Source organism: Acrocarpospora macrocephala (genome assembly GCF_009687865.1).
Lineage (GTDB): Bacteria > Actinomycetota > Actinomycetes > Streptosporangiales > Streptosporangiaceae > Acrocarpospora > Acrocarpospora macrocephala.
The window spans coordinates 15,028-26,250 of record NZ_BLAE01000009.1 but is presented as its reverse complement, the minus strand read 5'-3'; the positions used below and the strand labels follow the sequence as shown (position 1 = coordinate 26,250).

General features: G+C 68.4%; 13 protein-coding genes. 5 read left to right on the top strand and 8 right to left on the bottom strand.

The features are described from left to right. Nucleotides 1-33: 33 nt before the first annotated feature. The 8 genes from Amac_RS08325 to Amac_RS08295 all read right to left on the bottom strand — a co-directional run bounded on the left by Amac_RS08325 (nucleotide 34) and on the right by Amac_RS08295 (nucleotide 8,214). Nucleotides 34-1,083 carry a GNAT family N-acetyltransferase gene (locus Amac_RS08325; protein ID WP_246268161.1) on the bottom strand — a complete coding sequence of 350 codons (1,050 nt, stop codon included), beginning with the start codon at nucleotides 1,081-1,083 and terminating at the stop codon, nucleotides 34-36. 5 nt (nucleotides 1,084-1,088) lie between these two features. After that, a complete protein-coding gene (locus Amac_RS08320; protein ID WP_155353743.1) occupies nucleotides 1,089-2,006 on the bottom strand; it encodes a glycosyltransferase family 2 protein in 918 nt (305 codons plus the stop codon). 1 nt (nucleotide 2,007) lies between these two features. Next, nucleotides 2,008-2,682, bottom strand: coding sequence for a polysaccharide deacetylase family protein (locus tag Amac_RS08315; RefSeq protein ID WP_155353742.1), 675 nt, complete (start codon nucleotides 2,680-2,682; stop codon nucleotides 2,008-2,010). A gap of 40 nt (nucleotides 2,683-2,722) precedes the next feature. Beyond that, nucleotides 2,723-3,439: a class I SAM-dependent methyltransferase gene (locus tag Amac_RS08310; protein WP_155353741.1), complete on the bottom strand. Its 717-nt coding sequence runs from the start codon at nucleotides 3,437-3,439 to the stop codon at nucleotides 2,723-2,725. An 89-nt stretch (nucleotides 3,440-3,528) separates the two neighbouring features. Beyond that, a complete protein-coding gene (locus tag Amac_RS08305) occupies nucleotides 3,529-4,575 on the bottom strand; it encodes a 2-oxoacid:ferredoxin oxidoreductase subunit beta (RefSeq protein WP_246268159.1) in 1,047 nt (348 codons plus the stop codon). Nucleotides 4,576-4,582: 7 nt separating this feature from the next. Next, nucleotides 4,583-6,427 (bottom strand): 2-oxoacid:acceptor oxidoreductase subunit alpha, encoded by a 1,845-nt coding sequence (locus tag Amac_RS08300; protein ID WP_155353739.1) that lies wholly within the window; start codon nucleotides 6,425-6,427, stop codon nucleotides 4,583-4,585. 175 nt (nucleotides 6,428-6,602) lie between these two features. After that, the gene (locus tag Amac_RS57875; RefSeq protein ID WP_373869706.1) at nucleotides 6,603-6,683 is read right to left on the bottom strand and encodes a putative leader peptide; all 81 of its coding nucleotides are present in this window, start codon (nucleotides 6,681-6,683) and stop codon (nucleotides 6,603-6,605) included. A gap of 28 nt (nucleotides 6,684-6,711) precedes the next feature. After that, nucleotides 6,712-8,214 carry a polysaccharide deacetylase family protein gene (locus Amac_RS08295; protein ID WP_170322384.1) on the bottom strand — a complete coding sequence of 501 codons (1,503 nt, stop codon included), beginning with the start codon at nucleotides 8,212-8,214 and terminating at the stop codon, nucleotides 6,712-6,714. Between the two features lie 670 nt (nucleotides 8,215-8,884). Here Amac_RS08295 and Amac_RS08290 point away from each other — a divergent pair. The 5 genes from Amac_RS08290 to Amac_RS55930 form a co-directional block, all read left to right on the top strand. Beyond that, the gene (locus Amac_RS08290) at nucleotides 8,885-9,256 is read left to right on the top strand and encodes an NADH-quinone oxidoreductase subunit A (protein ID WP_155353737.1); all 372 of its coding nucleotides are present in this window, start codon (nucleotides 8,885-8,887) and stop codon (nucleotides 9,254-9,256) included. Nucleotides 9,257-9,278: 22 nt separating this feature from the next. Further along, entirely contained in the window at nucleotides 9,279-9,812 is a 534-nt protein-coding gene (locus Amac_RS08285) for an NADH-quinone oxidoreductase subunit B (protein ID WP_155341561.1), read from the top strand. Between the two features lie 64 nt (nucleotides 9,813-9,876). Continuing rightward, nucleotides 9,877-10,137, top strand: a complete 261-nt coding sequence (locus Amac_RS08280; RefSeq protein ID WP_155353736.1) for a hypothetical protein — start codon at nucleotides 9,877-9,879, stop codon at nucleotides 10,135-10,137. Next, nucleotides 10,134-10,652 carry an NADH-quinone oxidoreductase subunit C gene (locus Amac_RS08275; RefSeq protein WP_155353735.1) on the top strand — a complete coding sequence of 173 codons (519 nt, stop codon included), beginning with the start codon at nucleotides 10,134-10,136 and terminating at the stop codon, nucleotides 10,650-10,652. Before Amac_RS08280 ends, Amac_RS08275 begins: the two co-directional genes overlap by 4 nt. Next, nucleotides 10,645-11,223, top strand: a 579-nt coding sequence (locus Amac_RS55930; protein WP_246268157.1) for a complex I subunit 1/NuoH family protein, incomplete at its 3' end; no start/stop codon positions are given. The genes Amac_RS08275 and Amac_RS55930, both read left to right, overlap by 8 nt.

The window sequence follows — 11,223 nt, the reverse complement described above, 5'->3', positions numbered from 1 at the left end:
GCACTAACTCTGGAACGTTACCAACCCGCCGTCCTAACGGCCTCGCAAACGCCGCGCCAGGTAGCGCAGTGCGGGCCCGGCCGCCGAGGTTTTCGCCGTGGCCAGCGCCGACTCCTGCGCGCGGCGCAGCAGCAGCCGCACCCGGTTTCCGGTGACCAGGCCCTGGGCCACCTGGCACTCCCCGGTCTTGGCCCGCCGCTTGTACTCGTCGTCCCCCCGGCCCAGGTCGATCCTGGTCACGCCGAGCGCGGGCGCGGCGGACACCAGCTCGCGCAGCAACATCCAGCCGGGGGACAGGTGGCCGAAGGCCGGGTCGTAGACCGGGAACCACCAGTGCAGCACACCGCCGGAGCGCAGGCCGAAGTGCGCGGCCAGCAGGGTCGGGCCCGCGTGCAGGGTGGACAGCACCCCGGCGAAGTCCGGGTCCCTGGTGTGCATGAGCCGGGTCAGCAGCTCGGCCCGGCCGGGCTCGGCGAAGTAGTCGGCCGCGCCGGTCGTCCGGTACTGGGCTCGCTTCAGCTCGATCACCCGGTCCAGCGCCGCCGCGTCCACCACGTCGGCGGCGAAGCGCACCTCGCCCAGCTCCCGGCCCGCCTTCGCGGCCCGGCGGCGGGCCTGGCCCATGTTGTCCTTGCCGGACTTGGAGGCCCGCCCCAGATAGCCGTCCAGGCCGCCGGTCACGTCCAGGAACGGGGACGGCCGCCGGGACAGCACCCACGGCTCGGCCTCGGCCAGGCCGTCCAGCAGGTGGTCGAAGGCGAAGGCGCGGACGCCGCCGGTGAGCAGCAGCCGGGGGTCGAAGGCGGTGCCCGGGGCCAGCACCGGCCCCTGGAAGTCGGCGCCGGGCCAGCCCACCGGCCGCAGCAGCGCGCCGTCCCGGTGCCCGGCCAGCAGCGCGATCACCTCGCCGCCGACGTCCCTGAGCACCGTCACCGTGACCGGCCGCCCGCTCGCGTGCACCGCCGCCGCGAACCCGGGATGGAAGTACGGGCTGTCCAGCAGCGGGTTCTTCGCTCGCAGCGCGTGCCAGGCGTCCAGTTCCGCGGCGCCAAGCCGGTCGAACGCGATCATCGTGGCGGTCATCGCGTTCACCCGGGCAGGGCGGTCAGCCGCCGGGACGGGCGCAGCAGCCACAGCACCGACTTCTGCGACACCCGGCGGCCGGCCAGCGCCCGGACCGACTCCCCGGCCAGGACGACCAGGTAGTAGGCGGCCCCGGCCAGCGGGCCGCGCCGGCGGCGGAACAACTTCACCTTGTTGACCAGCAGCAGCGCGGCCAGGGTCGGGTTGACGCCGGAGTCACCGCCGATGTGCTCGATGAGCGCGGCCGGTTCGTACCAGAGGCTCCAGCCGAGGTCGGCGGCGCGCAGTGCGAACTCGGTCTCCTCGCTGTAGAGCAGGAACGACTCGTCCCACGGGCCGACCGCCCGGATCGCGGGCACCGAGATCAGCATGGCCGCCCCGGTCGCCCAAACCACCGGGCCGGCCTTCACGTACTCGCGGGGATCGGTGATCAGCTCGCCCAGGCGGCCGATCCGCCCGGCCCGGCCGCCGCCGATGACGGCCTCGATCACGGCCCGGCCGACGGTCGGCATGCGGCGCAGCGACGGTTGCAGAGACCCGTCCGGGTTGACCATCTTGGGGACGCTGATGCCGACGCCCGGCCGGTCCAGCGCCCGGACCAGCGGCGCGATCGACTCGGGCGGCAGGCGGCAGTCGGGGTTCAGCACGTACACCGCGTCGAGCGTGTCGAGGTCCAGGGCGGCGATGCCGGCGTTGACCGCGGCCGCGTATCCGGCGTTGCGGCCCAGCTGGACCGGCGTGACCGGGACCTCGGCGAGCGCGGCGATCGCCAGCGAGTCGTCCGTGGAGGCGTTGTCGGCCACCACGATCTCGGCCAGTTCGACGCCTTTGGCCCCGTCGGGGAGCGACGCCAGGCAGCTGCCCAGCACGCTCGCGCTGTTGTAGGTGACGATGACGACGGCGACTCTCGGAATCTCACGCATGTCAGCCACGCACCCGCTTCACCACACGGCCGGTCAGCTTCCTGGCCCAGACGACCGGCGACGGCGTCTCGTCCAGCACCTGCCTGGTCCAGTCCGCGTCCAGGCCGCAGACCAGGCTGGTCCGCGCCTGGAGCCAGGAGCCGGGAACGGCCCTGCCGCCGTCGCTGGTGTAGGCCCGGGTGACCCCGGCCTTCCGCAGCCGCCGCAGCACATGCCGGTCGTAGGAGCCGAACGGGATCGCCACCCGGGACACCGGTTGCCCGGTCAACTCGGCGAGCCGGTGATGTGCCTGGGCCAGCTCTTCCTCGGCCTGCCGGTCGTCGATGCGCCGCCAGTCGCGGTGCGCCCAGCCGTGGGAGCTGATGCGCATGCCCGCCGTGACCAGGCGGCGCACGTCGTCCTCGGTCAGCCGTCCCGGCCGGCCGAGCAGCCCCGCCAGCACGAAGAACTCGGCGGTGAGGCCGCGATCGAGCAGCCTCGGCAGCGCGATCGCGACGTCGGAGGCGTTGCCGTCGTCGAAGGTGACCCGCACGTCGTCGCGTCCGACCACGGCGTCGAGGACCAGCTCGAACTGCTCGATGCTCACCCAGGTGGCATCCTCACCCGGATCGAGCTCCCGTTCGGTAGGCCCGATCCCATGCACCGTCAGGTTGGTTACCGTCCCCACGCGTGCCATGCCTCTCTTATCCAGGCTTGTACGAAGTCTGTTACAGAAATCACGCGGTGACGGCGTATATCCGAGTCGTTCCGAACACATCGATTTCGCTGGCCCGGCCGCGGGTGACCGTACGCAGATGCCGGAACCGCCCGGTGCCGAGCAGGTACGGCTCCTCGGTCGGATTGAAGTAGATGACCTTGATCGGCCGCGGCCTGCGGTCCACCGAGGCGAGCAGCTTGGTGATCGCGGCGGCGAAGATCTCACCCCGGAACGGGTTGTTCAGGAAGACCACGGTGACGTCGTCGGGGATCTCGTAGTCGAGCACGTCCGACTGGACCAGGTCGACGCGGTCCGGGTGGACCGGCAGCCGGGTGGACTTCAGGTTGGCCCGCGCCACCTCGGTCAGCTCCGGCGACAGCTCGACGCCGATCACCTTGCGAAACGGGAATCGGGCGGCGGCCTCCAGGACCATCCTGGCCTTGCCGGAGCCCAGGTCGAGGAAGACGTCCTCGGCGCGGACCTCGTGCGCGGGGAGGGTACGGCGGAGGGTGCCCCAGTGGGCGGGAGAGTAGTAGACGCGTTCCTCGTGGGCGAGACCGAACTGGTCGAGGTGAGCGAACTCGGTGGTCTCCACGCCGTACCGGTAGTCGAAGAGCAGGCGGCTCACGCGCTGGCGGGCTCGGCGGATATTGCCGGCGAGGATTCCGCTGAACGCGCCGCCTATTTCCTCGGTGGCGAGTTCGTAGAGAGGTACACCTTCTAACAGAACGGTCACATCGCCTCCACTGAGCTGGAACGGTTCAACGAACCTACCGCCGTCGCACGTATCGCGACAGCGGTAGATCCGCAATTATCCCGATCAGCTCAGCTGATCCGCCAGGTGTCTCCCCCGTGCAGCAGGTCGGCCAGGCTGCCCCGGCCCTTCTGCGCGGTCGCCGCCGCCAGCTGGTCGCTCATCAGCTCGTCGTAGGACGGCCGGTCCACCGAGCGGAAGATGCCGATCGGCACGTGCGCGAAGGCGGGCTCGTCCAACCGGCTGAGCGCGAACGCCAGCGACGGGTCCGGGTGGTGCGCGTCGTGCACCAGGATCTCGTCCTCGCGCAGCGACGCCCGGGGGACCACTTCCACGCCGCCGGTGGGCGCGAGCCGTACCGCCTGGTCGGCGAAGACGATCGGCTGGCCGTGCTCCAGCCTGACCGTGATCGCGTCCCGGGTCGCCGGGTCCTTCATCATCTCGAACGCGCCGTCGTTGAAGATGTTGCAGTTCTGGTAGATCTCCACCAGCGAGGTGCCCTGATGCGCGGCGGCCTCGCGCAGCACCGACTGCAGGTGCTTGCGGTCGCTGTCCAGCGTGCGCGCCACGAACCCGGCCTCGGCGCCGATGGCCAGCGAGATCGGGTTGAACGGCCGATCCAGCGACCCCATCGGCGTCGATTTCGTGATTTTCCCGATTTCGGAGGTGGGCGAGTACTGCCCCTTCGTCAGCCCGTAGATCCGGTTGTTGAACAGCAGGATGTTCAGGTTGACGTTCCGCCGCAGCGCGTGGATCAGGTGGTTCCCGCCGATGGACAGCGCGTCACCGTCCCCGGTGATCACCCATACCGACAGATCCGGCCGCGAGGCGGCCAGCCCCGTCGCGATCGCCGGAGCCCGCCCGTGGATCGAGTGGAAGCCGTAGGTGTTCATGTAGTACGGGAACCTGGACGAGCACCCGATGCCGGACACGAACACCGTGTTCTCGCGCTTGATGCCCAGCTCCGGCATGAACGACTGCACCGCCGCCAGGATCGCGTAGTCCCCGCACCCGGGGCACCAGCGCACCTCCTGGTCGGACTTGAAGTCCTTCAGCGTCTGCTTGCCCTCGGCCCGGGGGACGAGCGCGAGCCCGCGCCCGTTCTGATGGCCGTTCACCGTAATCTCACTCACTGTCGATCACGTCCTGGATCACGCCTGCCAGCTCCTCGGCCTTGAACGGAAGCCCTCGAACACGGTTGTAGCTGATGATGTCCACCAGGAACTTGGCCCGCAGCAGCAGCGCCAGCTGGCCGAGGTTGATCTCCGGCAGCAGCACCTTGTCGTAGGACTTCAGCACCTCGCCGATGTTCTTGGGGAACGGGCTGAGGTGGCGCAGGTGGGCCTGGGCCACCTGACCGCCCGACCGGCGCACCCGGCGGATCGCCGCCGCGATCGGGCCATAGGTGGAGCCCCAGCCGAGCACGAGCACCCGGGCGGACCCGGACGGGTCGTCCACCTCCAGATCGGGCACGTCGATGCCGTCGATCTTGGCCTGCCGGAGCCGGACCATGAGGTCGTGGTTGTTGGGGTCGTAGGAGATGTTGCCGGTGCCGTCGGCCTTCTCGATGCCGCCGATCCGGTGCTCCAGGCCGGGGGTGCCGGGGATCGCCCAGGGGCGGGCGAGCGTCTCGGTGTCCCGCTTGAACGGCAGGAAGGTGCCGTCGTCGCTGTTGACCTCGGTGGTGAAGTCGACGGAAATATCCGGCAGGTCGTCGACCTCCGGGAGTTTCCACGGTTCCGAGCCGTTGGCCAGGTAACCGTCAGACAGCAATATGACCGGTGTGCGGTACTTCAGGGCGATTCGCGCGGCTTCGACGGCGATGTCGAAACAGTCCGACGGGGTCGAGGGGGCGACGACCGGGATGGGGGATTCGCCGTTCCGGCCGTACAGCGCCATGAGCAGGTCGGTCTGTTCGGTTTTGGTGGGCATGCCGGTGGACGGTCCGGCGCGCTGCACGTCCACGACGATGAGCGGCAGTTCGGTGGTCACCGCCAGGCCCACGGTCTCGGCCTTGAGCGCCACGCCGGGTCCGGAGGTCGTGGTCACTCCGAGCGCGCCGCCGAACGCCGCGCCGAGCGCCGCGCCGACGCCCGCGATCTCGTCCTCGGCCTGGAAGGTACGGATCCCGAAGCGCTTGTGCTTGGACAGCTCGTGCAGGATGTCCGAGGCCGGAGTAATCGGATAAGACCCCAGGAACAGCGGCAAACCCGACTGCACAGACGCGGCGATCAATCCGTACGCCAGCGCCTGGTTGCCGGAGATGTTGCGATAGATCCCGGGTGCCAGCTTGGCCGGCTTGATCTCGTACGACACCGAGAACGCCTCGGTCGTCTCGCCGTAGTTCCAGCCCGCGTTGAAGGCCGCCACGTTCGACCTGGCGATGTCCGGCTTTTTCGCGAACTTCGACTCGATGAACTTGATGGTGGCGTCGACCGGCCGGTGATAGAGCCACGACAGCAGGCCCAGCGCGAACATGTTCTTCGCGCGTTCCGCGTCCTTCTTGGAGATCTGGAACTCTTCCAGCGCCTTGACCGTCAGCGAGGTCAGCGGCACCGAGTGCACCCGCCACTCGCTCAGCGACTCATCCTCCAGCGGGCTCTCCGCGTAACCGACCTTGGCCAGGTTGCGCTTGGTGAACTCGTCGGAGTTGGCGATGATGTCGGCTCCGCGCGGGAGGTCGGACAGGTTCGCCTTGAGCGCCGCCGGGTTCATCGCGACCAGGACGTTGGGCGCGTCCCCTGGGGTCAGGATGTCGTGGTCGGCGAAGTGGAGCTGGAAGCTCGATACGCCCGGCAGGGTGCCCGCGGGAGCGCGGATCTCGGCCGGGAAGTTGGGAAGGGTGGAGAGGTCGTTACCGAACTCGGCGGTCTCCGCTGTGAAGCGGTCTCCGGTCAACTGCATGCCGTCGCCGGAGTCACCCGCGAACCGGATGATCACGCGGTCGAGTTGCTGAACCTGTTTGGTCACAGCTGCTCAATCCTCCTTGACGCGACCGAGCGCAGGAGCTCGTCGCGTTCTTGTCTTCATGCTAGGTCCCCGGAACTACGAAAAATTGTCGTAGTTTGCTCTTCGCCGAGGGTGTGACTTACGCGGAGCGGTCGGACAGTGATCCTGGGGCCATCAGGGGGGAACGTCACTGTTGTCAGGTCGCCCGGCGACACAGCCCCGACGCGAGCCGGCACAGGTCTACGTGTCGACGCGTGAAGAGGATGTTTCGGGTCACGCTGTCTAACTATATGTCCCCGCCGCTCTCACAGCAGCGGTTGCCCACGACGCGAGACGGCAGCCGTCCCACCTGCGTCGTAGGTGTGGCCGGGGGCGAGTTGCCCAGGGCCGTACAACTCGGGCACGGTGACGAGCGTGAACCCGCGCGCGGCGAGACCCGCCACGATCGCCGGGATGGCGTCGGCGGTGGCCGGGTTGGTGTCGTGCAGCAGGACGATCGAATTGCGCCGCACCCCGCCCAGCGTGCGCGCCGCGATCGCGTCGGGATCCTCGTCCCGCCAGTCCTTCGGGTCCACGTTCCACTGCACCACGGCCAGGCCCAGCTCCCTGGCGACCTCGGCCACGTCCGGATCGGTCGCGCCGTAGGGCGCCCGGACCAGCGTCGGCGTGTTCCCGGTGATCCCCTTGATGAAGCTCTGGGTACGGCTCAGCTGCTCGTACACCCGGTTTTCCGGCATCGTGGTGAGATCCCGGTGGGACCAGGTGTGGTTGGCCACCTCGTGCCCGCGCTCCCGCATCCTGGCCAGCAACTCGGGCCGGACCGCCGCGTTCGACCCGAGGGTGAAGAAGGTGGCCCGGTTGTCGCCGAGCGCGTCCAGCACCTGCGCGGTGTTCGGTCCGGGGCCGTCGTCGAAGGTCAGCGCCACGCAGGTGGCGACCGCGCAGTTCACCCGGCCCTTCCGGTCGGCGGCCGTGCCCAGGTCCGGCGTGCCCGCGTTCGGCCCGGACCGCCCGCCGCCCCCGCTCATCGTGACGATCTCCGGAACGGTCGCCGGCTTGACATTCTCCACCGCGCGCCTGGCCCGCCGCCCGAACGGCGTGAGCAGGGCGTCGGCGTCCTTGCGCGGGATGGCGGTCGCGATCCGGCCCATCGAGCCCGGGGCCACCTGGTAGTCGTCGAACTCCGCCACCAGATCGCCGCGGGAGTTGAAGTCCAGCGAGTCGAACAGGAGGGGGTCGGGGCGCACGGCTTCGGAGTCCACCGCGGGGTCGCGAGCCAGGTGCTGCTTGACCAGGGCCGCCAGCAGGTCCAGGTCGTTGACCAATTGGGCGGAGCCGAGCACGCGGTCGGCCGGTCGGTCGTACCAGAGGGTTCTGGTGGAGTTGGCCCAGCGGGTGCCTTCGAACTCGCCGGTGCGCAGCCGGACCCCGACCACGTCGGGGGAGGCGGCGGTGAGCTGCCAGTCCACGTTGTATTCGGGGGCGGGGAAACGGTCGGCCGTCTTGGTGTGGGCGGTGTAGTAGTTGGCCGCCTTGGTCATGTCGGTTTTCAGCCGCTTGTTGAGCGCGGGGGTGTCGGCTAGGGAGGGGTAGCTGAGGTGCAGGTGGGGTTGCCGTGATTCGCCGGAGATGGTCTCCGGGTTCAGGCCTTGGACCGAGGCCGGGTCGACGTAGGTGAGCATGGTCGGCTCTGATGCCAGCGTGACGTGATCTTCGGGGTTGCCATCACCTGAGGAGGTGACTACGGCGCATCCCGCGCTCAGCGCGACACACAGCGTAATTCCTCCGGCGAATCGAAGTGAGGGCATGTATGCCACGTTAGGACGATTTGTCCACGCGCCATACCGCTTTGTCATTGTTTGGGCGTTTCTTTGACTGGAGTGTGGCGGGTCTGTGGCAGTGACATGCCGATCCTTCGGATCGCGGGCTTGGCAGGGACGTTGGCTGCGCCTCCGGCACGGCGGGCTTGGCCGCCCTCGGCCTGTGTTCTCCCTCGTCACTCCGGCCGCTTCGCGACCTGCGTTCCTCAGTCCAGGCGCAGTCGCGGTTGTGTCCATGACTGCGCCTCCGGCACGGCGGCCTGGCCGCCTTTGGCCTGCGTCTTCCCTCGTTGCTCCGGCCGCTTCGCGACCCGCATTTCTCAGTCCAGGTGCAGTTGCGGCTGTGTCTATGGCCGCCTCCGGCACGGTGGTTTGGCCGCCTTTGGCCTGCGTCTTCCCTCGTTGCTCCGGCCGCTTCGCGACCTGCGTTCCTCAGTCCAGGTGCAGTTGCGGCTGTGTCTATGGCCGCCTCCGGCACGGTGGTTTGGCCGCCTTTGGCCTGCGTCTTCCCTCGTCGCTCCGGCCGCTCCGCGACCTGCATTCCTCAGTCCAGGCGCAGTCGCGGACAAGCCGGGACATACGACTCAAAGGGTAGGAATTGCCCTGGGGTTGTTGGGTTAACCTCGTTTGGGAGGCTGCGCAGGAGCGAGGAGGGCTGATGACCGGATATTTCGGGTCATACGTGGTTGTGGCCGTTTTGCTCGGGGTTGGTGTGGCGATCTTCGCGGGTGGGTTGCTGGTCAATCGGTTGCTTCGGCCCGATCGGCCTACGGCTGAGAAGCTGACCACCTATGAGTGTGGGGTCGACCCCGTTGGTGAGGGGTGGGCGCAGTCGCAGATCAGGTACTACGTGTTCACCTATCTTTACGTGGTCTTCGCGGTGGACGCGGTGTTCCTGTTCCCCTGGGCGACCGTCTTCGCCGATGCCGGCTTCGGTCTCACCACGCTGGTGGAGATGTTCGTGTTCTTGGCGTTCATCGCGCTGGGCATCCTGTACGCCTGGCGCAAACGCGTACTCGCCTGGACGTGATTCGAGGAGGAGAATGCCACGCATGGCCGATCTTCCGATGCCGACCGTGGGGCCGGTCTCCCGGCTCGCCCCCAAACCGATGAAGTTCGTCCTCAACTGGGGCCGCAAGTACTCCCTCTGGGTGTTCAACTTCGGCCTGGCCTGCTGCGCGATCGAGTTCATCGCGACCTCGATGAGCCGCCACGATTTCATCAGGTTCGGCGTCATTCCGTTCGCCAACGGTCCCCGCCAAGCCGATTTGATGATCGTCTCCGGCACGGTGACCGACAAGATGGCCCCCGCTGTGAAACGCCTCTACGAGCAGATGCCCGACCCCAAGTACGTGATCTCCTTCGGCGCGTGCTCCAACTCGGGCGGGCCCTACTGGGACTCCTACTGCGTGACCAAGGGCGTCGACCAGATCATCCCTGTCGATGTGTACGTCCCCGGCTGCCCGCCCCGGCCGGAGGCCCTGCTCCACGGCATCGTGAAACTTCAGGAAATGATCGCCACCGAGAACCTCAGCGACCGCTACGTCTGGGCCAAGGACCAGCCGGGCAATCCGGTGATCACATGAGCGGCGACGGGCGGGAATCGGCCACGGCTGATCGGGCTGTCCGGGCGAAGGGTCGAGTGATCGCGTGATCGACTTCCCGGGAGCAGTGCTCTCCGAGGACTTCGGTGAGACCACCGCCGATGTCGAACCGTCCGGCTGGGCAGACGCGTTGGAACCTGGTGATCACATGAGCGGCGACGGACGGGAATCGGTCACGGCTGATCGAGCCATGCACGCGGCGCGTGTGCCCACCGTCGGCCTGCTGCTGATGGCCGCCGCGCTGCTGCCCAGCGACAAGGGCCTGCCTGAGCGGGCTGTCCGGGCGAAGGGTCGAGTGATCGCGTGATCGACTTTCCCGGAGCCGTGCTCTCCGAGAGCTTCGGTGAGACCACCGCCGATGTCGAACCGGCCGGCTGGGCGGACGCGTTGCGGCACGCTCGCGATCAGGGTTTCACCTTCTTCGACTGGCTGACCGGGGTCGACGACCCGCCGGATGGCTTCTCCGTCGTGGCGCACGTCTTTGACCCGGAGTCCTTCGCGCACCTGCTGATCCGGACGCGGGTGCCGCGCGCAGAGCCCCGCTTGCCCTCCGCGACGGGCGTCTATCGGGGGGCGAACTGGCACGAGCGCGAGACGTACGAGATGTTCGGGGTGATTTTCGAAGGTCATCCGGATTTGAAGCCGCTGCTGCTGCCCGACGGCTTCGAGGGTCATCCGTTGCGTAAGGATTTCGTGCTCGCCGCCCGGGTGGCGAAGGTCTGGCCGGGGGCCAAGGAGCCGGGCGAATCCGGTCATGGCGCGCCGAGCCGCCGCAAGATGGCTCCGCCCGGGGTTCCGGCCGATTGGGGCAAGGATGCTTGAGATCGCGCTCCGGCTCATCGTGATCATCGGCGCGTTCCTGCTGCTGCCGCTGATCGTCGGGCAGATGGAGCACAAGGCGATGGCGCATATGCAGTCCCGGCTGGGGCCGATGTACGCCGGGGGGTTTCACGGCTGGGCGCAGCTGATCGCGGATGGGGTGAAGTTCGTCCAGAAGGAGGACGTCATCCCGGCCGCCGCCGATCGGGCCATCTTCAAGATCGCCCCCGCGGTCGCGCTGGTGCCGTACCTGGTCGTGATGATCGTCATCCCGGTCGGGCCGGGTCTGTACGGCGTGGATCTGGACGCCGGGCTGTTCTTCGTGCTGGCCGTCATGGGCGTCGGCGTGCTTGGGTCGATCATGGCCGGGTGGTCGTCGGGCAACAAGTATTCGGTGCTGGGCGGGATGCGGTCGGCTGCGCAGCTGATGTCGTACGAGCTGCCGCTGGTGCTGGCCGCCTCCAGTGTGGCGATGGCGGCGGGCACCCTCTCGCTGACCGGCATCGTCGAAGCCTGGCAGTGGTGGTGGCTGCCCTGGCAGGCCATCGGCGCGGTCGTCTTCTTCGTGGCGGGG